The following is a 20,490-nucleotide window of genomic DNA, read 5'->3' on the forward strand; positions in this document are numbered from 1 at the left end:
TCAATTGGATAGTTGGCGCATCACAAACATGGCACGATACATGCGTTTGTTTTGCATCATCTCTCTAGAAACGGTGGTGGCACACAGCAGAATGCCCCCAACAGTTGCTACAGATGTCTATGGCACGTTGAGCACCATCACCGTACTCTTTCAAACACGCGAGGAAACATGAAACTCAGTGAGATTAAGCCTAGAACGATTTTGAAGACCACAGAGGCCAATAGCCGCTCCGAAAAGCTCTCTTTGCTTGGCCTCGAATACGTTTCCGAAAGCGCGGACTATCACAGAGTTCCCAAGACTCAAATGTCCGTACGATTCGATAACGGCAACACAAACACAAAGACGCGAGATCACGCGCACGTCTTTGCGCGACTCGATGGGCAAGGGAAACAGCTCTTCGCAGTAAATGTCGATGGAGCTGGTCACGATGGAAGTTCTGGCGCACCAATCCCAAGGAAGGTTGGAGAGTTCTTGAAAACTAAGGGCTATGTCATTCCAGTAACTTTTGTAGTCGAGAGCATGTCCCTAGTCGACGCTCTTAATGATAGGTTCATCGTCTTCATCGTCTACGAATAGCAGTCCTCCCGTGATGCACAATCCATAATTCTGCCGGACGTTGCGCGATAACGCCGCGCAGCGCCGGTGAATTCAAACGGTAGCGGTTATTACCTCCAGCCGCTTCCGGACTTATCTAGGGGGAAACCATCTGGGGATCAAAATGAGCGATGAAAGTTTGAAGGTGGCAGCAAGTACCGCTGGTGGTGGTGCTGCAGGAACAGCAGGTTCATTAGCGGCTGTCTCGACGTTGGGAGCAGTTGAAGGACTGTCAGCCGCAGGTATGACTTCTGGCTTAGCTGCACTTGGAAGCCTTGTCGGCGGCGGCATGGCTGCAGGAATTGGGGTTGCAGCAGCGCCAGTTCTTGCTGGCGGCGCATTAGCAGCCGCACTCACAAGTGACAATATCGAAACTGATGAAAAAATTGCGGCAGGTGTAGGTGCCGGTGCAGGTATAGCAGGTTCGGTAGCAACTGTTTCTGCTGCGGGAGCCGTTGGTGGATTGTCGGCAGCAGGCATAACATCTGGGCTCGCAGCAATTGGGGGAGTCGTCGGTGGCGGCATGGCAACAGGCTTAGCCATAACATGCGCAGCCCCCCTCGCAGTGGCTGGAGGAGCATACGCGTTGTACAAGTGGTTTAAGGACTAAACCGCAAAGTTCTGTTGACGTTTTGCCGAAGCGGTAGAGTTTTCCGCATTGAGCAAATGTGCAGGCTGAAACTGAGTGATAGAGAATCGTGACGATAGGATGCATCACGACTAGAACATTTACGATCCCATTTAGGAGCTATTTGTATGTACAACCAATCTCCCCTCGAAACGCTGGCAAGTTACGCTATTACGTTTGTTGCAGGCGCTCTCTCTGTGGTCACCCTGGCTGCTTACGGAAAGTGGATGAAACATCGTGGCCAACTGAGTAGCCAAGAAATATTGTAAGACAACCTCCATACATAACTAGGCAGCCATCACGGACGATGTGCGATATCAGCCGTTTGCCCCTCGCATCCCATTTGCCATCGCGGTCGGAGTTGTACGGATTTGCCGTTCGTCTGAATGTGAAAAGTCGGATCTGACACCAAATGCATAATTGCAGCCTTAACCGCCTGTGGCATGGCAAGCTCGTGGATGCTCATCGCCACGGGCTTTACGACCTTTCCTCGGACTGGAGTCTTGCTGGTGTGCCTGTCGAGCAATGGTCAGATGATCCCCGGTTCCTCGCCCATGAACGTCGGACCAAGTGGCTCTTTGGTGACGAGCTTCGCGACGCCCTTCGGCCATGGATTGAGTATTCGTGCAATGAGGGCGTAGGGACGGTGCTCGACTTTAGTGGCAAGCACGCAAGCGCAGATGTCGAATACGTCTACGGAATGTTCGGGGTGCGATCAAAAGTCACTGTGCTTTGGAATTCCTGGAGAGCAGATATCCGGCCAACTCCGGCGGTGATGATTCTTCCCGACGAGCGAGAGATCGGCCCCGAAGCGGCCGATGCCGCTCGAGCTTTCCTCAAGTCGATGCCGGGAGGGCTGATTACCCTCCATGCAGGCGAATCCGAGGCACGTTCCAGAATCGGGAAATCTCGTTTGGGACGATCAATCGTCGAATGGCTGGCCATGGAGTCCCTATTGGATTCACGTACGCTATTGGTGCACGCGAATACGTTGAACTCGAATGATTTCGGTCTGATTGAGGATAGCGGTGCGGGGGTGGTCATGTGCCCTCTCACGAGATCAGCACTCTTCAACCCCACTCCTACGGTACCTCAACGGGTACGGATTTTTTTTGGAACCGATGCGCCCCTAGTGTCCGGATCCAGAAGCCTAATTGCACAAGCCCTGGCCGAGGCTGAGCGGTGGATAGCATCTGGGCTTACCCAAATCGCCGCTGTGGAGCGTGCGGCTAATGCGCTGACGCGGCCGCTAACAGGCGAACCGATGGAAGTTTCCGGCACGGCGTCCGACTTAGCAGGATTCCTGCTAAACATCATGATTAAGGAAAAATAAGTTGATTACAACTCACCAATTAGCCAAACGACTAGGTGAAACTTGGAAAAATCTACTCCAGCTTGTTATTGAGCACGGCGATGACTCCGATCAGGAGATCAGGGAGGCCAGGACGGTGACTATGGATTTCACGGTCGGGCCTTCGGACATTACAGAACTGGCGGAGTACGGTCTCAATGAAACCTTGTCCGAAATGCGCAAAGTTTTTTTCACGTCCGAACCAAACCGTTTTGGGCATAGCTACAGAACCTGCTGGCGGGGGCCCTTCGGCAAAGATGATCTCACTGACGTGATAGATCTGTTGAAGGAACAGCCGTCGACTAAGCGGGCACTACTGGTATTCGTTGACCCGACGGGGAAGAAGGTTCCGTGCGTCAACGCGATACATTTCCTCATCCGCCATGGACGCTTGGATCTGAGTTATTTCGCGCGAGGACAGGATGTCTACCTAAAGTTCTGCGCGGACGCAATCTGCGTCCACGACTTCGGCGCGATGGTTGCCAAGGCGCTCGGCATCAGGATCGGAACAATAACCGGCACCATAAGCTCCGCCCATATCTATCGGAAAGATTTTGAGCGAGTCGAATCCATACTCAATCCGGCACGAAAATGACAATAAGAAAAATTCTATTTGTAGTGCCACGCTCGCTGAATCCCAAGCAAATGTATAAGGAATATCCGCTCGGCGTTGGATTTATCGGTACGATACTGCAAGAACGCGGTTACGAGGTGGCGGTTTTTGATCAAAACGCCGAGGGAGGGGACGAGAGTCTGCTGTGGGAGCGGGTCTCCTCATTTGAGCCGGATGTGGTCGGATTTTCCATCATCACGCCGAATTATCCGGTGGCGCGCCTTCAAATTGCGGAAATGAAGCGTCGTCATCCCGAGTCGGTCGTTATTGCCGGTGGCATCCACGTAAATCTGTTCCCCAACGATGTATTGTCGGACGGGGCGGACGTTGCGGTGCTCGGCGAGGGCGAATACACCGTATACCGATTGTTGGAGGCGCTGGGCGCTGGACGTCCGCTTGGAGACATTCAAGGGGTGGCGTTCGAGGAAAACGGTTCGGTTCGCATGAACCCCAAAGATCCGCGTCCTTTGAGTATCGACGAGTTGCCAATTATCGATCGCAACCTGTATCGGCTCGAGCTATACAGCCATCATTCGATGGTCGCCTCGCGAGGCTGCCCCTACAACTGTACCTTTTGCTGCAACTATACGGGTACCGTACTTGTGAAGGGCGTCGCCGTTTCAGGGCACGAGAGGGTTATCCGGGAAATGGCACTTCTGGAGAGGGATTTCGGTGCCAAGGAGATTTTTTTCGCTGACGACATTTTCTTCCTGAAGAAGAAAAGCATCGTGACTTTCTGTGAGGAATATGCCGCGACTGGCCTCAGCGCATCGTGGATCGGCCAGTTGAGAGCAGACTCGATGGATTCGTCCGTGGCCGAGGCGATGGCGTCGGCTAATTGCCGCCGTGTTTATTTCGGGATAGAGAGCGGCTCCGACGAGATTTTGACTCGGGCTAGCAAACGAACGACAGTCGAAAAGATGCTTTCCGGGGTCCAATCCGCTTCCAATGCCGGTATCCGGGTCAAAACCGGATGGATTTACGGCCTTCCCGGTTCCCTGGCGGAGCAGCGGAAATCCATCGATCTCATGCTACGCATGCGTCCCCATGAGATATCAATCCATCAGCTGATCCCATTTCCAGGAACTGCATACTATTCCCGCCCACAGGATTTCGGTATCCGGATAAAAGACCCGAAGGATTTCGAGAGCTTTTGCTATGGCGGCATAGGCGACAACATTTCGTTCGAATATATGTCGCCGTCGGAAATGATCGCGCTGCTCGAGGAAACGGCAACCGCCTTGGAACGTGAGGGCTATGTGAGCAGCGACATTGCAACGCCGGAGGACGAGTTCGTCTTCTCCTCCCCGTTACACCAAAAGTCAATGAACGTATTCAGAAACAAGTCGTAATCAAGGGTTGACCATGAAATATTATGAATTAGGTTCCGTAGATGTAATGGTCACCATCGGGCCCACGCTGGAGACGGTGGAAGGCATTGCCTCGGCGATTGATGCCGGGGCGGGATGGTTCCGATTCCCGACGGGCTACCGCAACCGGGACCATGTTGCGCATGCCCTGCTCGTTCGGGAGGTGGCTGAAAGCAAGGGGGCCGACGCGAAAATCCTCTTCGATCTTCCATCGGAGCGCTTGAGACTGGGCTGTATCTCCCCGCGGGAGGTTGCGCCTGGGGTCGAACTTTCATTTTCCGACTCCGACGGAAAGTGCTCCGGCGATCATGTCGGAATTCCGGGGCTGGACAAACTCCGAGGGACTGTCACGCCCGGTCATCGGGTCTTGGCGCTTGACGGCCGGATTGTCCTGCGGGTCCTGGATTTTGGCTCCGGACTCATGCGTACCGTCGTTGAGCGTGGAAGCGGTCGGTTGCAAACCAGTAATTCGGTCGTCTTTCCTGATAGCAGTGTCGATTTCTCCTTGTTTGAATCAGCCGATGTCGATCTGTTGCGCAAAGCGGATGCCGCTGGCCTCGTCCCGGACTGGATAGCGCTTTCCATGGTGACGTCGGTCGGGCAATTTAACTCGGCAGTAACGGCCCTGCGGGACTTTTTGCCGAATTCGGTTCGATTCATGGCCAAGCTGGAAACAAGGGAAATCATCCTCAACAGCGAGGGGATCGTCCAGGCTTCGGATGGCATCATGGTCGCCCGCGGCGATCTCGGCTTGGTGGTCGAGCCGGAAAATATGCCGCAAATCCAAGAGAGGCTTGTCGAAATTGCCAAAGCGAAAGGGAAGCCCGTCATCGTGGCTACCCAATTCCTGGAAAACTTCGCCTCAAGCGGCGTACCGCAGCGTTGCGAGTTGACCGACCTTGCCGCCGCAGCGTGGCAAGGCGCATCGGGGATAATGCTCGGCAAAGAGACCGTCTTTAGCGACCATCCGATCGAGAGCATAGAGCTCGCGACCCGATGTTTGAAGGCTGCCTCCCGGATTCGCCTGCCTATTGGCTTGTTCCTACGCGAACCACGGAATTTATTACCGGGAGGCTCGTCGCCGCTAATTGCCATCGAAGGGGGCAATGGAGTGGGGAAGACGACACTCATCGAGCGTCTCCGGGCAACGCACCCCGACTGGACGATTCGCCGGGGTGTGCCGGCCGCTTGGATGGAACCGCAAATGAAAATGCGGATGATCCGAGACGCGGACTGGATGGCGTCCGCCTTTTACTTCTTTTCGGGCTCCATGGAACTCAAGCGCGAGCTGGCGCAATTTATTCAACAGCAAGTTTCGCCACCCAAAATTTGCCTGGATCGTAGTCTTTGGTCGACCCTTGCGGTACATGTGGGCCACGATCCGAAGCGTTTGGCTAAATTAATGCCGATGCTCGAATTGATGGGTGGCCACGTTTGTGTGCCGAACAAAACCATTGTTTTGACGGCATCGCCAGAAACGTTGCGGCGACGAGTCTCGGAAAAGGAAGCATCCGAGCGCGTATTCGACGAGCTAACCCAAAATCATGACTATTGGGAACAGGAATCTGCCTTCTACCATTGGTTGCGGGAGGCCGTCGCCGAGGTCGGGTTGCCGCAATTCCAGGTCGAAATCGTGAATACCGACAACCTGTCGTCTGCTGAAGTCGTCGAATACGTCGGTAGGTTGATTTCATGATGCGAAAAAACATTCCCCTCGTAACCTCCAATCTCGCGAAGTACGCGCTTTTTCACCCGATCTTGGAGAGGCTTGGCGTTGAATTGGTCACGTCACCCCAATCCTGTTACGAAATTCAATCCGACGACTGGGTCGAAATCATCAAGGAGAAGGCACGCGCTGCAGCCCGATCCCTCGGTCGCCCCTGCATCGTGGACGATGCAGGGCTCCTACTTGATGCTTACCCCGGATTCCCCGGAGCCTATACGAAGTCGGTAATCAGATCGCTTGGAATCGATGGGTTGGTCAGGCTCCTGAATAATCAAACCCCATCCGGGCGTCTCGTCGCGAATCTGGCATGTTCAGACGGCGTCGAATGTTTTCACTGGATGGGGAGCGTTCAGGGCAGTCTCGTCCCAAGCGAAGTTCGCGGCGAAGGTCCGGGGCCGCTACATGAGTGGTTCCAACCAACAGTTAAAGGGCCGTTTGCCAAGTCACTTCATCGATTGAGGGCTTGGCAGGCGCTGGAGCGCGATTGGCACCTTTTGTGCGAGAAGGGATGGGCCTACCCGGCCGACGGCGATCCATTTTGCTACACGCGGGGGCCGACCTCGGGTTCGTGCGTGTTTTGTGTGGAACTCTCTGGCGACCCAGGCTCGGTTTTTGAGCAACTGTCGGGGGGATGGCCGAGGGACAGGGTAGTTCACATGAGCACATCGTTTGTGCTCTTGCCGCCGTTGGGCCAGTTCATGGAAGGCGGGTTGTTGCTTCTTACCCGTAAGCACGTGAAAAGCATGGCGCATCTTGAAGCTGGCCAGGTTTCAGAATTGGAAGATCTGATGTCGGAAGTGACGACGACACTCCGTGGCGCGTATGGCGCGAATCCAGTTTTTTTCGAACATGGGCCTGGACGCGGACGGGGTAAATCTACATGTTGCGTGGATCACGCGCATCTGAACATTTTCCCGGCGGTTGTGAATTTAATGCCACTCCTTGGTCAATTTCCTGGTCATGAAATCGGTTCGCTCGGCGAGCTCGCCTCGCTACGTGACAATGACGATGATTACATATTCGTACAGCATGGAGACGGCACGCGCACAGTCCATTTCTCAGAGGACTTCCCGTCCCAATTCATTCGCCGGGAAATCACCAGGCAACTCGGATATCCGAAGCGTTGGCATTGGCGGGACTATCCGGGGATAGCAGAACTACGCACCACGTACGACGGGCTTCAGGGGGGATTCGCCGAACATGTCTCTTTCTGAAAATGTCTACGGCATTCCCGAGAGCGATCCCGGCCTGTATGCCTCACGCGACATTGACGCTATTGCCCGGCGCTGGGACTGTAAGGCCGCTCAATGGGACTCCGGATTGGAAAACGAGTCCTGTCATCTTAATGACGGTGACGCTTACGGACGTTTCGTCGAATTGGGACGGCGCTTGGTGCAGGATCGGCAGGAATTGTGCTCGGCGGGTAGCCTCGTCGATCTGGGTTGCGGAACCGGGAGCGTACTTGCTGGATTTTCCAAGCATTTCGAAAGCGCCATCGGAATCGACATAAGCCGCGAGATGCTAAATGTCGCTGGTTCGAAGAATATTCGGAACGTGGAGTGGCGATTGGACGATGTTTTCGAGGGGACTTGGAGTGGGATGAGGCACGCCGCAGTGCTTTCCAGGGGGATACTCCTTTCCCACTACGGTAACGAATTGGCGTGCCTGCTCATCGCGCAGACCGTCAAGGCGCTTACGCCAGGCGGGTTCGCGTTGTTCGACTTCCTTTCCGTGGGGGCACCGGAGGCTACCAAAATACTCGCGCCCAATAAGAAGTATTTCTGTCCCGATTGGCTCGTCGACCAAGCGAAGCGCTTGGGCTCAAGCGGTGCAGCCGTGGCAGGAGACCCCATTTCCAGGGTTCGTTATTTGATCCTGAAAGATTAGTTCTGGCTCATGAAGTTCAACTTGCCAATATGCGGTGCTTATTTATCGATTGAAGCCCTTATAACTGGGAGCGAATATATATGTTTTCGCGTCAGATTTTACAGCGCTACATGCCAGGTGAGCGGGCGTTACAGGTCATTAACGACGAAGGCTTTTACTTCAGGAGAATTGATGGCTACCCAGAGGATCCAACGGAAGGTGACCGTGGATTCTACGGTCAGACGGAGCAGCAGATTTTTGACGCATTGATCAGCAAGTTCTCAACTGGAAGCAGGATTACGCCAGGAGAAGCAAGAGAGCTATCCTGTGATGCGATGTATAGGGAAAAGCAAAGCCTGTTTATCCAAAGTTGGTACTGGCATGAGCAAATGTCCCTGTATATGTGGGAGCACTACGGCAAATTCACCAACAGTCCAGACTGCGTGCTGCTCACCGTCAATTATTTGAAGCTAGGCGCCTTTCTAGACAAGGTGTTGCCGGTCGGATGTCGGTCCAGACCCATCGAATATGTCCAAGACAAGCAGGTGCAGCGGGATGCTGTCTATACCAAACGGAACAAATTTGAGCCAGAGCGCGAATTGCGAGTATCAATCAATGTTGGCCATTTAATTTACTTCAACAATCGAATCCTCCCTGAACTCAACTGGCCGGCCAGGCATATTGAAGTGCATGGCAAGGAAAATCTAGACCAGTACTACCATAACGACGGCGTGGCTTGCGAAGATATCTTCAAGTATGTGGATGAGTATGGCTTCCTTCTGAAGGCTCCCTTGCCCGAGTTGCTGGAAGCTATCTACGTTCCTAGCAGCGCAAGTGCTGAATTTTCCGAGAGGCTGGATGAACTACTTGCGTTGAAGGGGTATGCCATCAGGTGTTGCAGGATTAAGTTGCCGGCTGACCAGCTTGGCTCCACAGAGTTGGAGAACACAACTGACGGTGGTGCGCTGACTTGCTAATAGGTTAGCTTTCTGCCGAACAGAATCGACAAAGCTGGCACCGGCAAATGATCGCCAAGGGAAGTGCCATCCTTCGCCGCTGACGAAAGCGACCGTGCAGGCTGAATACCGCATCAATGATGGCAACTTACGCGATACCCGCCATTTAACTGGGCTAACACCACCGTCAGCATTGGCCGAAAAGTGGGCGGAGTAACTACAGGGCCGAACGGCCGGTATCGGATCAGATAACTGCCGTTCACACTCGATGATTTTTTGGGGCCGCTACGGCCGGTTATGTCGAACCGAGACGACTCACCCTTGGGGGAGCGGCAAGTTTTTTCTCTGTGCCCTCTGCGTCTCTGTGCTTGAAGAGGTTCCAACTGAGTTTTTTTGGTTTAAGCGTTTATACCCAGTCCCGGGGGGGCAGCATTTCGTAGAGCTGCGCTTCCGGGGTTCCCGGTTCGGGTTTCCAGTCGTAACGCCATTTGACGACCGGCGGCAGCGACATCAGGATCGATTCGGTGCGTCCGCCCGATTGCAGGCCGAACAGGGTGCCGCGATCCCACACCAGATTGAATTCGACGTAGCGTCCGCGCCGGTAGGCCTGAAAATCGCGCTCGCGTTCACCGTAAGGCGTGTTCTGGCGCTTTTCAATGATCGGCAGATAAGCGGCTATAAAGGCGTCGCCGACCGCGCGCGTTAGCGCGAAACAGCGATCGAAGGGATCTTTCCAGCCCTCGCTGCCCTCGTTGAGATCATCGAAAAAGACGCCGCCGACACCGCGCGGTTCATTGCGGTGCTTGAGGAAAAAATACTCGTCGCACCATTTCTTGTAGCGGGCATGAACATCTTCGCCGAAAGGCGCCAGAGCCTGCTTGCAAGCCGAATGAAAGTGGCGAATATCTTCTTCGAAAGGGTAATAGGGTGTCAGGTCCATGCCGCCGCCAAACCAGCCGACCGGCTCTTCGCCGGGTTTGCTGGCGACCAGGGCGCGTACGTTCATGTGTGCTGTCGGGCAGTAGGGATTTTCCGGATGCAGAACCAGCGAAACGCCCATCGCCTCGAAGGCGCGGCCGGCTAACTCGGGGCGTTTGGCGGTGGCTGAAGCCGGCAGTGCCGGTCCATTCACGTGCGAGAAAGCCACGCCGCCGCGTTCGAACACTCGGCCACCCTCGATGATGCAGGTTAGCCCATGGCCGCCGAGTGGCTGGCCGGCTTCCTTCTGCCAGGGGTCAGCCTGGAAACGTCCGCCATTTTCACCTTCCAGTGCTTGTGCAGCAGCTACGATGCGTGACTGCAGGCCGGTGAAATAAGTCTTGAGCGCGCCGGGATCGATCATCGCGAAATTGCGCGATGTCCGATGTCGCGACGGTACTGCATGCCGTCAAAGTGAATGCCGACGAGTGTGTCGTAAGCGCGCTTCTGTGCCAGCTTGACGTTGTCGCCCAGCGCGGTGACGCAAAGTACGCGGCCGCCCGAGGTGACAATCTTTCCGTCTTTTTCCTCCGTTCCGGCATGGAATACATGCACGTCTTCGCTTTCTTCAGGCAAGCCGCTGATAACATCACCCTTGCGCGGCGAATCAGGATAGTTGGCAGCGGCCAGTACGACGCCCATGGCCACCCGGCGATCCCATTCGGCATCGATCTGGTCGAGCTTGCCGGCGACCGCATGTTCAAACAGCGTGACCAGATTGGACTTGAGGCGCATCATGATCGGCTGGGTTTCCGGGTCGCCCATGCGGCAATTGAATTCGACCGTCTTGACCGAGCCATCCTTGCCGATCATCAGCCCGGCATAAAGAAAGCCGGTATAGGGTATGCCGTCGGCCATCATGCCGCGCACGGTTGGCTGGATGATTTCGCGCATCACCTTGGCGTGGATCGCCGGGGTGACCACCGGGGCGGGCGAATAGGCGCCCATGCCACCGGTGTTGGGGCCCGTATCGCCGTCGCCGATGCGTTTGTGATCCTGGCTGGAGGCCAGCGGTAATACGTTCTTGCCATCGACCATGACGATGAAACTGGCTTCCTCGCCCTCCAGAAACTCTTCGATGACGACGCGCGCGCCGGCCTTGTTGCCGGAAAGCATGTCGTCGATGGCACTGTGCGCTTCTGCAAGCGTCATGGCGACGACAACGCCCTTGCCGGCAGCCAGTCCATCGGCCTTGATGACGATAGGCGCGCCCTGCTTGTTGACGTAGGCATGGGCGGCAGCGCAGTCGGAGAATGTCGCGAAGGCAGCCGTCGGGATGTTGTGCCGGACCATGAAGCGCTTGGCAAAATCCTTCGAGCTTTCGAGTTGTGCCGCTTCCCTGGTCGGGCCGAAAATCTTCAGGCCGCGTGCGCGAAAGAGGTTCACTACGCCCGCCGCGAGCGGTGCTTCCGGGCCAACGACGGTCAGGTGAATGCCATTCTTTTCGGCGAAATCGGCCAGTGCCTCGGGGTCGGTGAGGCCGATGTTTTCCACTTCGGTTTCACGCGCCGTGCCGGCGTTGCCAGGTGCTACGTAGATTTTCTGCAGGTCGGATGATTTGGCCATGTGCCAAGCCAGCGCATGCTCGCGTCCACCGGAGCCAATAACGAGAAGTTTCATAGTGTCAGTTGATAGTGAGGAGTTGGGAGTAAAGAGTGAAGAGAATGAAGCGTAGCGGGATGATTTTACTCCTCGCTCTTCACTCCTGACTCCTTGCCGTCTTAAGGGTTCAATGCCTGAAATGACGCGCGCCGGTGAACACCATCGCTATTCCGTGTTCGTTGGCCGCCGCGATGACTTCTTCGTCACGCATCGAACCGCCGGGCTGAATGACGGCCTTGGCGCCGGCTTCGGCGATAACATCCAGTCCGTCGCGGAAGGGGAAGAAAGCGTCCGAGGCGACGCAGGAGCCAGCCAGCGACAGGCCGGCGTTCAATGCCTTCATGGCGGCGATACGCGTTGAATCGACACGGCTCATCTGGCCGGCGCCGACGCCAAGTGTCATGCCGCCGCCGCAGAAGACGATGGCGTTGGACTTGACGAACTTGGCCACGCGATACGAAAAGAGCAGGTCATCAATCTGCGCGGCAGTCGGTGCTACGGTGGTCACCACCTTGAGGTCGGAAGCCTGCACGTTGAACTGGTCCGGCGTCTGCACCAGCAGGCCACCGCCGACGCGCTTGATTTCGAAGGCGTTGTAGACATTGGAAATGGGGAGTTCGAGGACGCGCAGATTCTGTTTGGTGGCCAGCATTTCTTTCGCGGCCGGCGTGTAAGCCGGGGCGATCAACACTTCGACGAAGTGCTTGCGCTCGTTCATGGCGGCGACGATGTCGGTATCGACAGTGCCGTTGAAGGCGATGATGCCGCCGAAGGCCGAAGTCGAATCCGTCTTGAAGGCTTTTTCATAAGCCGACAACAGATTGATGTCGATCGCCACGCCACAGGGGTTGGCGTGCTTGATGATGACGCAGCACGGGGCCTTGAAGGTCTTGACGCATTCCCAGGCAGCATCGGCGTCAGCGATGTTGTTGTACGAGAGTTCCTTGCCTTGCAGTTGCTTGTAGGCGGCGATAGAGCCTGGTGTCGGCGTCGGGTCGCGGTAGAAAGCCGCTTGCTGGTGCGGGTTCTCGCCATAGCGCAGCGTTTCGACACAGTCGAAAGCGAGTTGCAGTTTGGCCGGGAATATTGACAACTGCAGTTGCGGCTTGTCGGAAGGTTCGAGCGCGGTCAGCCAGTTGGCTATCGCCGCGTCATAACGGGCGGTATGGGTGAAGGCCTTCTTGGCCAGGCCGAAACGCGTGGCCAGGGTCAGCGCGCCATCGTTGGCCTGCATTTCGGCAAGCAAGCCGGCGTAGTCTTCCGGGTCGGTAACGATGGCGACGCCGGTGTAGTTCTTGGCCGCCGAACGGACCATGGCCGGGCCGCCGATATCGATGTTTTCGATGGCTTCTTCAAGCGTGACGTCGGGCTTGGCGATGGTTTCGCGGAAGGGGTAAAGATTCACGCAAACCAGGTCGATGGTCGGGATGTCGTGCTGTTCGATGGTCGCCAGATGCTCGGGCAGGTCGCGGCGGGCAAGAATGCCGCCATGCACTTTTGGATGCAGCGTCTTGACCCGGCCGTCGAGCATTTCCGGAAAACCGGTGTAATCACCGATTTCGGTAACGGCCAGGCCGGCGTCGCGCAGCATTTTGGCGGTGCCGCCGGTGGACAACAGCTTGACCCCCTGGGCGGCCAGTCCCTGGGCGAATTCGAGTGCGCCGCGTTTGTCGGAAAGGCTGATCAGTGCTTGGCGGATTTTCATGATGGGCTTTTCATAAAGATAAAATTGTTCAGAGCAACTTGTAGTCGACGAGTTTCTTGCGCAGCGTGTTGCGGTTGATGCCAAGCATGGCGGCGGCCATTGTCTGGTTGCCGCCAGTGCGTTTGATAATGGCTTCAAACATCGGGCGCTCGACGCTTCTCAGCACCATGTCGTAGATCGGTACCGGCGTTTCGCCATCCAGATCCCTGAAGTAGGTTTCCAGCGCGCCGTGGATGCAGGCCGAAATATCGTTATTCTGGTTCATGCGGCGAGTCCCTCACTGTTTTTATCGTTTTCAGTCTGGATGTAGTTCAGATGTTCGTTGTCTTCGGCGAGTGCGAAGAAGAAATCATTGACTGACTGTCCTTGTTGCCCGATGTCCGGCAACTGGTTCATCCGGTGGCGGAAGGCGGCCGAACCGGCCAGCCCCCTGGTGTACCAGGAAATGTGTTTGCGCGCGACGCGCACGCCGGTATCGATGCCGTAAAAGCCATAGAGATCGTCAAGATGGGCGAGCAGGACTTCGTGGATTTCGCTGACGCGAGGTGGCATCAGATGCGTACCGGTGTTCAGGAAGTGTTCGATTTCGCGGAAAAGCCAGGGACGGCCCTGCGCGGCACGGCCGATCATCAGCGCATCGGCGCCGGTTTCCTGCAGCACGAATCTTGCCTTTTCCGGGGAGTTGATGTCGCCGTTGGCAATGATCGGAATGTGCGCCTCGGCCTTCACCGACTTGATCGTTTCGTATTCGGCCTCGCCGGAGTAGCCACAGGCGCGCGTGCGTCCGTGCATGGCCAGGGCGCGGATGCCGGACTGTTCGGCAATCTTCAGGATGGCGAGCGCGTTGCGGCTGGTCTTGTCCCAGCCGGTGCGAATCTTCAGCGTCACCGGTGTCTGCGGCACGGCATTGACCACCGCTTCGAGAATCCGGCCGACCAGTGGTTCGTCCCTGAGCAGCGCGGAGCCGGCCATTACATTGCAGATTTTCTTGGCCGGGCAACCCATGTTGATGTCGATGATCTGTGCGCCGCGATCGACGTTGTGACGTGCCGCTTCGGCCATCATCGCCGGTATCGAGCCGGCAATCTGAACCGAGATCGGCGCCACTTCGCCATCGTGGTTGGCGCGGCGTTGCGTTTTGGCGCTGCCGTAGAGCAGCGAATTCGACGTCACCATCTCGGATACGGCCAAGCCGGCGCCCATTTTCTTGCAAAGCTGACGGAAAGGACGGTCGGTCACGCCAGCCATTGGCGCGACAAAGAGATTGTTTCTGAGCGTGAAACCGACGAAATTCATGATGTTGGCGTGCAGATGTTGCAAGGGAAGGAGGGAATTCTACCCTTATTGCTGCCTAAGAAATAGTCAATTTCTGACTTGGTATGGGCAATGAGATGAAACTTGAAACTTCACCGCAGAGGCACAGAGGCACAGAGAAAACGCAGAGGTAACGCAGAGAAAACCCCTTGTAGGGTAAGGTTTTCTCTGCGTTACCTCTGCGTCTTTGCGTCTCTGCGGTGAAGTCCTTGTGATTCTTCGCCGCGTTATTCCCGGAACATTGCGATTAGCGCGTGCTGGCGGGCTCCGGCAGCACGATATTCACTTCCAGCACTTCGAAGTTGCCTTGTTTCTCCAGCGACACCTTGATGTCGTCCGGATTGACCGCGACGTACTTTGAAATGACGGCGATCAGTTCCTTTTGCAGCGCCGGCAGGAAGTCGGGCTTGCTGGACAGGCCATTGCGCTCGTGCGCAATGATCAGTTGCAGGCGTTCCTTGGCGATGGTGGCGGTTTTCGGTTTGTTGCCGAAAATGAGAGAGAACAGGGACATCCTTATTTCCCTCCGAACAGTCGCTTGAAGATGTTTGGCTTTTCGTAATCGACGAAGCGCAGTGGAATGGCTTGGCCAAGGAAGCGGTCAACCACGTCCATATAGGCATCGGCGACATCGGTGCCGGTCAGGTGGATGGCTGGCGATCCCTGGTTGGACGACTGCAACACGATCTCGGACTCGGGGATGACGCCGATAATCGGAACGCGCAGGATTTCCTGTACGTCCTTGTAGGACAGCATCTCGCCGTCTTCGACGCGCTTTGGCGAATAACGGGTGATCAGCAGGTGCTCCTTGACCGGCTCGCCGCCGGCGATGGCGCGGCGCGATTTGGCCTGGATGATGCCGAGGATGCGGTCGGAGTCGCGTACCGAAGAGACTTCCGGATTGGTCACGACGATCGCCTCGTCGGCAAAGGTCAGCGCCATCACCGCGCCGCGCTCGATGCCGGCCGGCGAATCGCAGACGACGTAGTCGAAGCCCATGTGCTCGAGTTCCTTGAGCACTTTCTCGACGCCGTCTTCGGTCAGCGCATCCTTGTCGCGCGTTTGCGAGGCCGGCAACACGAAGAGGTTGTCGTTGCTGCAATGCTTGTCCTTGATCAGCGCCTGGGTGAGCGTCGCCTCGCCGTTGAGGACGTTGACCAGGTCATAGACGACACGGCGTTCGCAACCCATGATCAGGTCGAGGTTGCGCAGGCCGACGTCAAAGTCGATGACGGCGGTCTTGAAGCCGCGCAGGGCGAGGCCGGAAGAAAAACTGGCGCTGGTAGTGGTTTTGCCCACACCACCCTTGCCGGACGTTACGACGACGATACGAGTCACGGATAGTTCTCCGTCAATAAAAAGTGGATTTTACCTGTTGATGGGATTTCTTGCTGCGTCGCAGCAAGCAGAGTGTTCAATTTGTTCTCAGCGCCTCGATGGAAAGCAGGCTGCTGCTTTCGCCGGGCGCTTCGGAAAGCTGCACCTGCACCGGTTGGCCGGCCAACTGATCGGGGACGCCAGCCTCGAAAGTCCGGTAGACGCCGGCAATCGAAACCAGCTCCGCTTCGAAACGCGTGGTAAAAATGCGCGCCCCGGTGGCGCCGCTGGCACCGGCCAGGGCGCGGCCACGCAAGGGAGCGTAGATGTGGATGCTGCCATCGGCGATGACTTCGGCGCCGGCATTGACGGCGGCCAGCATCACCAGATCGCCGCCACGGGCATAAATCTGCTGCCCCGAGCGCAAAGGGCGGTCGATGACCAGCGTCGGGTTGGTGACGGACGGAGCAGCCTGTAGCGGTGCCTGGGCGACCGGGGCTGGAGCTTCCACTGGTTCTGGTTCGGCTGGCGCTGGCGGGGTCGGTGCAGTGGTTTCTACGGCCGCCCGTGCGGTGCGTTCGATGGCGGCGAAGCTCGGCAAACCGGCCGCCGCTGCGCTTTCGCGCAGTTCATCGCTGCCGCCGCGCACGCCGATTACATGCAGGCCGTGGGTGTCGAGAATGGCGCGCACGGCGGCCCAGTCGGCGTGTGTGGCATCGTCGAGCTGGCCCAGTTCGAGCAGCGCGGCGTCGCCATCGAAAAAGGCGTCATTGCCGAACAAGGCATTGGCCGTTTCGGCTAGCTGCTCGGGTTGCAATGAGCGCAGGGTGACGGCAACAACAGGGAGCGTGGTTCCCTTGAATTCGATCAACTGGGTTTTTTTGGCTGCTCGTGGCATGGTCTGGTCGTGGGTTGAAGGCTGGAAAAAGGGCAAAGTCTAGCCGAGTCTGTACAAAAAATGAAATGCTGGACAATGCTGGATAACCATATCAATTTAGCCGATGCCCAACGTGGATAAGCATGACCTCCTCTGCAGGGCGCTCCAATTGGCGTTCTGCACCGCAATAATCTGTAGAGCTAATGAATACGCCATTCTTCAAGCATGTGCCTTGTAGATCGCCTGTACATGCGGTCTGCAGGTGTATGCTAAATCTCGTACCTGGCCTCAAGGCTAGGCACGAGCGCCCCAGATCATGCGTTTGGCGACGAAGTGGCGCAGTGGCGGACAGAGGTCGAGCGCCAGCAGGCCGAGGCCGCGTGCCATGCGCAGTGGGGGCAGATCGTTGGAAAAAAGGCGGACGATGCCGTCGGTGAAGACCATGCTGCCGGTGCGATCCAGCTTTCGGCGGCGTGCGTAGTCGGCGAGCGGAGCAGGGTGGCCGGCGTCGCTAGTGTTTGTCCTTGCGAGCAGGGTTTCGGCAAGTTCCTAGGCGTCGCGCAGGCCGAGGTTGAAGCCCTGGCCGGAGACCGGGTGCAGGGTTTGTGCGCAGTTGCCGATCCACACTTGCCGTGGCGCGGTGATCTGCCGACGAACACGCAGGGCGAGCGGGAAACTGGTGCGCGGGCCGCTGGCAACGAATTCGAGACGACGGCCAAACTGGCTAGCCAAAGCGGCGAGAAAATCAGCATCGTCAAGGTCGAGCAGTTGTGTGGCCTTCTCGGCCGGCACAGTGAACACCACCGAATAATCCTGGCCGAGCGGCAGCAGCGCCAGTGGCCCGTCGGGGGTGAAACGTTCCCAGGCACGGTTGTTGTGGCCGGAGGCCGGCCGTACTTCGGCGACGATGGCGTGCTGGCCGTAATCCTTCACCGTGATCCCGGGATCGCTGTTTGGCGTGCCTTCGGCATGCACGATGAGCTTTGCCGTGATGCGCCGTTCTACGCCTTGCTGAGTCACGTGCAAGGTGGCATTTTCGATGCCGGTTTCGATGCCGATTTCTATTCTTTCGACGCTGCATTGGTCGATCAGTTGCTCTGCTTTGATGCGGGCGGCGAGGGCGGCAGCGAGATCGCGGTAGCGCATGACGTAGCCGAGTGCCGGGGTGCCGTAGTCATCGGCGTTAATTTCCGTGCGTCCGAAACCGCCACGCTGGGAAACGTGGATTTGGCGGATGGCTGTGCCGGCGGATACATTCCAGGCTTTCAGGCGTTCGAGCAGTTGCCGGCTGCCGTGCGAAAGTGCCAGTGCGCGCGGGTCGTCGGCCCAGGCACCGCGCGGGCGACTGTCGATAAGCAGTACCTGCAGGGGGCTGTCGGCCAGCGCCAGTGCCAGCGTCATGCCGACCGGGCCGGCACCGATGATGAGCACGTCGGTGCCAAGGGTGGAGTGAGGGGTGATGGTCTCAGTCACGGCGCATGACTTCTTCAATTTCGGCAATCGTCTTCGGCGCGCTGGTGTAAACCTCGCAACCGGTTGCGCTGACGAATACATCGTCCTCGATGCGGATGCCGATGCCGTGCAGGTGTTCGGGCACCTTGGCGCCGGGCCGGATGTAAAGGCCGGGTTCGACGGTCAGTGCCATGCCGGGGGATAATGTGACCCAGTCCTCTCCGGATTTGTATTCGCCGGCATCGTGCACATCGAGGCCGAGCCAGTGACCGGTGCGGTGCATATAGAAGGGTTTGTAGGTTTCGCTTTCGATGATGCCGTCAATGCTGCCTGCAAGCAGGCAGAGGTCGACCATGCCTTGTACCAGCACGCGCAGCGCGGCGTCGTGGTAGGCGATGAAGGGAGCGCCAGGCTGGATGGCGGCAATCGCCGCGCTCTGTGCGGCGAGAACGATTTCATAAGCGTCGCGCGCCGCGCCGCTGAAGCGGCCGCAGACCGGAAAGGTACGGGTGATGTCGGAAGCGTAGCCTTGTACCTCGCAGCCGGCGTCGATGAGAACCAGCGCGTGTTCGGCCAGCAGCTTGTCGTTCTCGATGTAGTGCAGGACGCAGGCGTTGTGGCCGCCGGCGACGATCGGCGAATAGGCGTGGCCGTCGGCACCGCGTTTGCGGAATTCGTAGCCGAGCTCGGCCTCGAGTTCGTACTCGGCCATGCCGGGGCGACAGGCGCGCATGGCGCGTGCGTGCCCGGCCGAGGCGATTGCGGCAGCATGGCGCATGATGCCGGTTTCATGCGCGTCCTTGATCAGTCGCATGCGGTCGATCGGTTCGCGCAGGTCGCGCATTTCTCCGGGCGCGCGCTGTCCGGCACGGGATTGCGCACGCACTGAATTCAACGCAGCGACGATTTTCGTATCCCATGCGGCATCGTGGCCGAGCGCGTGCCAGAGCGTCTGGCGATTGGCAATCAATTCGGGGAGCTTTTGCTCGAATTCAGAGAAAGCATAAGTTTCGTCAAAGCCGAAGGCGTCGCGCGCGGCTTCCTGTCCGTAGCGAAAGCCGTCCCAGACTTCACGCTCCTCGTTCTTTTCGCGGCAAAACAGTATCGAGCGCGGCGTATTGCCGCCGACTAAAACGACAACGGCCTCGGGTTCCGGGAATCCTGTGAGATACCAGAAATAGCTGTCGAAACGGTAAGGGTGGTGCGAATCACGATTACGCACGCGTTCAGGAGCCGTCGGGATGACGGCCACGCCGTCGCCAATCTGCTTGAACAACGTGCTACGGCGCGATGAGTAAGGTTCGTGCTTCATGCGTGTTGCCTTAGAGGTCGTGAAATGGCTGAACACCTACCGCAGAGGCGCTGAGCCACAGAGGTTTCGCAGAGAAAACCTTTAAAAACAAATCGCATTCTCTGCGTTTCTCTGCGCCGCTGTGTCTCTGCGGTGGGTGTTTCCGATATTTTCAAGCGTTCAGTTCCTGGTCGAGTTCGGTAAGCCGTTCAGGCGTACCTACGTCGACCCAGCGACCGCTGTGACGTTCCCCGGTGACGATGCCACGGGCAATTCCGGCGTCGAGCAGAGGACGCATTTTCATGACGCTGCCGACAGCAACGCTGGCGAAAAAATCCGGGGAGAAAACGCCGGTACCGGCGTAGGTCAGCGTTGGCCCGATGCCCGTGCTGGCGTACTTGACGGTTTCCCCGTCAAGGCAGAAATCACCACCCGCATGCTGTGGCGGGTTGTCAACGAAAACAAGATGGGCGTGAATTCCGGCGAGGGCGTGGGCGCGCTTGAAATCCCAGTCGCACCAGACATCGCCGTTGACCACGAGAAACGGCTCGCTACCGAGCAGGGGGAGTGCCTTGGCAATGCCGCCAGCGGTTTCCAGCGCGCCGGGTGGTTCCGGGGAGTAGCAGATGTTCAGGCCAAAGCGGCTGCCATCGCCGAGCGCGGCTTCGATCTGCTCGCCGAGGTGGGCATGGTTGATGACGACTTCGCGGAAGCCAGTGGCCGCCAGCCGTTCCAGATGCCAGACGATGAGTGGCTTGCCACCGGCGAGCAGCAACGGCTTTGGCGTAGTGTCGGTGAGCGGACGCATGCGTTCGCCACGACCGGCGGCCAGAATGAAAGCCTTCATTAG

The 20,490-nt window shown here is 57.4% G+C and carries 21 protein-coding genes; 9 read left to right on the forward strand and 12 right to left on the reverse strand.

Going from position 1 to position 20,490, the window contains the following annotated elements; genetic code table 11:
* Positions 1-168 precede the first annotated feature (168 nt).
* The 9 genes from ACOYNV_RS00075 to ACOYNV_RS00115 all read left to right on the forward strand — a co-directional run bounded on the left by ACOYNV_RS00075 (position 169) and on the right by ACOYNV_RS00115 (position 9,125).
* Positions 169-576 (forward strand): hypothetical protein, encoded by a 408-nt coding sequence (locus tag ACOYNV_RS00075; RefSeq protein ID WP_422897685.1) that lies wholly within the window; start codon positions 169-171, stop codon positions 574-576.
* A gap of 142 nt (positions 577-718) precedes the next feature.
* Positions 719-1,204: a hypothetical protein gene (locus tag ACOYNV_RS00080; RefSeq protein ID WP_422897686.1), complete on the forward strand. Its 486-nt coding sequence runs from the start codon at positions 719-721 to the stop codon at positions 1,202-1,204.
* A gap of 430 nt (positions 1,205-1,634) precedes the next feature.
* Positions 1,635-2,555 (forward strand): hypothetical protein, encoded by a 921-nt coding sequence (locus ACOYNV_RS00085; RefSeq protein WP_422897687.1) that lies wholly within the window; start codon positions 1,635-1,637, stop codon positions 2,553-2,555.
* 1 nt (position 2,556) lies between these two features.
* Complete coding sequence (locus ACOYNV_RS00090) at positions 2,557-3,168, forward strand: thymidylate synthase (RefSeq protein WP_422897688.1); 612 nt, start codon at positions 2,557-2,559, stop codon at positions 3,166-3,168.
* Between the two features lie 50 nt (positions 3,169-3,218).
* Positions 3,219-4,538: a B12-binding domain-containing radical SAM protein gene (locus ACOYNV_RS00095; protein WP_422897689.1), complete on the forward strand. Its 1,320-nt coding sequence runs from the start codon at positions 3,219-3,221 to the stop codon at positions 4,536-4,538.
* 13 nt (positions 4,539-4,551) lie between these two features.
* Positions 4,552-6,252 carry a pyruvate kinase gene (locus ACOYNV_RS00100; RefSeq protein ID WP_422897690.1) on the forward strand — a complete coding sequence of 567 codons (1,701 nt, stop codon included), beginning with the start codon at positions 4,552-4,554 and terminating at the stop codon, positions 6,250-6,252.
* The gene (locus tag ACOYNV_RS00105; protein ID WP_422897691.1) at positions 6,249-7,496 is read left to right on the forward strand and encodes a non-canonical purine NTP pyrophosphatase; all 1,248 of its coding nucleotides are present in this window, start codon (positions 6,249-6,251) and stop codon (positions 7,494-7,496) included. Before ACOYNV_RS00100 ends, ACOYNV_RS00105 begins: the two co-directional genes overlap by 4 nt.
* Positions 7,483-8,169 (forward strand): class I SAM-dependent DNA methyltransferase, encoded by a 687-nt coding sequence (locus tag ACOYNV_RS00110; RefSeq protein ID WP_422897692.1) that lies wholly within the window; start codon positions 7,483-7,485, stop codon positions 8,167-8,169. The genes ACOYNV_RS00105 and ACOYNV_RS00110 overlap by 14 nt, the downstream gene beginning before the upstream one ends.
* Before the next feature lie 80 nt (positions 8,170-8,249).
* Positions 8,250-9,125, forward strand: coding sequence for a hypothetical protein (locus ACOYNV_RS00115; protein ID WP_422897693.1), 876 nt, complete (start codon positions 8,250-8,252; stop codon positions 9,123-9,125).
* Positions 9,126-9,510: 385 nt separating this feature from the next.
* On the opposite strand, the gene hemF is transcribed toward ACOYNV_RS00115, so the two are convergent.
* The 12 genes from hemF to murU form a co-directional block, all read right to left on the reverse strand.
* A complete protein-coding gene (hemF, locus tag ACOYNV_RS00120; RefSeq protein WP_422897794.1) occupies positions 9,511-10,443 on the reverse strand; it encodes an oxygen-dependent coproporphyrinogen oxidase in 933 nt (310 codons plus the stop codon).
* Positions 10,443-11,702, reverse strand: coding sequence for a phosphoribosylamine--glycine ligase (gene purD, locus ACOYNV_RS00125; protein ID WP_422897694.1), 1,260 nt, complete (start codon positions 11,700-11,702; stop codon positions 10,443-10,445). Before purD ends, hemF begins: the two co-directional genes overlap by 1 nt.
* Positions 11,703-11,811: 109 nt before the next feature.
* The gene (gene purH, locus ACOYNV_RS00130) at positions 11,812-13,389 is read right to left on the reverse strand and encodes a bifunctional phosphoribosylaminoimidazolecarboxamide formyltransferase/IMP cyclohydrolase (RefSeq protein ID WP_422897695.1); all 1,578 of its coding nucleotides are present in this window, start codon (positions 13,387-13,389) and stop codon (positions 11,812-11,814) included.
* Between the two features lie 28 nt (positions 13,390-13,417).
* Complete coding sequence (locus ACOYNV_RS00135; RefSeq protein WP_422897696.1) at positions 13,418-13,654, reverse strand: helix-turn-helix domain-containing protein; 237 nt, start codon at positions 13,652-13,654, stop codon at positions 13,418-13,420.
* Positions 13,651-14,685: a tRNA dihydrouridine synthase DusB gene (gene dusB / locus ACOYNV_RS00140; protein WP_422897795.1), complete on the reverse strand. Its 1,035-nt coding sequence runs from the start codon at positions 14,683-14,685 to the stop codon at positions 13,651-13,653. The genes ACOYNV_RS00135 and dusB overlap by 4 nt, the downstream gene beginning before the upstream one ends.
* Before the next feature lie 265 nt (positions 14,686-14,950).
* The gene (minE, locus tag ACOYNV_RS00145) at positions 14,951-15,217 is read right to left on the reverse strand and encodes a cell division topological specificity factor MinE (RefSeq protein ID WP_422897697.1); all 267 of its coding nucleotides are present in this window, start codon (positions 15,215-15,217) and stop codon (positions 14,951-14,953) included.
* A 2-nt stretch (positions 15,218-15,219) separates the two neighbouring features.
* The gene (gene minD, locus ACOYNV_RS00150; protein ID WP_422897698.1) at positions 15,220-16,041 is read right to left on the reverse strand and encodes a septum site-determining protein MinD; all 822 of its coding nucleotides are present in this window, start codon (positions 16,039-16,041) and stop codon (positions 15,220-15,222) included.
* A gap of 76 nt (positions 16,042-16,117) precedes the next feature.
* Positions 16,118-16,918, reverse strand: coding sequence for a septum site-determining protein MinC (minC, locus tag ACOYNV_RS00155; protein WP_422897699.1), 801 nt, complete (start codon positions 16,916-16,918; stop codon positions 16,118-16,120).
* A gap of 273 nt (positions 16,919-17,191) precedes the next feature.
* Positions 17,192-17,341: a hypothetical protein gene (locus ACOYNV_RS00160; RefSeq protein WP_422897700.1), complete on the reverse strand. Its 150-nt coding sequence runs from the start codon at positions 17,339-17,341 to the stop codon at positions 17,192-17,194.
* A gap of 105 nt (positions 17,342-17,446) precedes the next feature.
* Positions 17,447-18,370 carry an FAD-dependent oxidoreductase gene (locus ACOYNV_RS00165; RefSeq protein WP_422897701.1) on the reverse strand — a complete coding sequence of 308 codons (924 nt, stop codon included), beginning with the start codon at positions 18,368-18,370 and terminating at the stop codon, positions 17,447-17,449.
* Positions 18,363-19,661, reverse strand: coding sequence for an aminopeptidase P N-terminal domain-containing protein (locus ACOYNV_RS00170; protein WP_422897702.1), 1,299 nt, complete (start codon positions 19,659-19,661; stop codon positions 18,363-18,365). The genes ACOYNV_RS00165 and ACOYNV_RS00170 overlap by 8 nt, the downstream gene beginning before the upstream one ends.
* A gap of 151 nt (positions 19,662-19,812) precedes the next feature.
* Positions 19,813-20,487, reverse strand: coding sequence for an N-acetylmuramate alpha-1-phosphate uridylyltransferase MurU (murU, locus tag ACOYNV_RS00175; protein WP_422897703.1), 675 nt, complete (start codon positions 20,485-20,487; stop codon positions 19,813-19,815).
* Between the last annotated feature and the right edge of the window lie 3 nt (positions 20,488-20,490).

Origin of the sequence: Propionivibrio sp., from assembly GCF_049316945.1 — a bacterium.
In the GTDB taxonomy this organism is placed as follows: domain Bacteria; phylum Pseudomonadota; class Gammaproteobacteria; order Burkholderiales; family Rhodocyclaceae; genus Propionivibrio.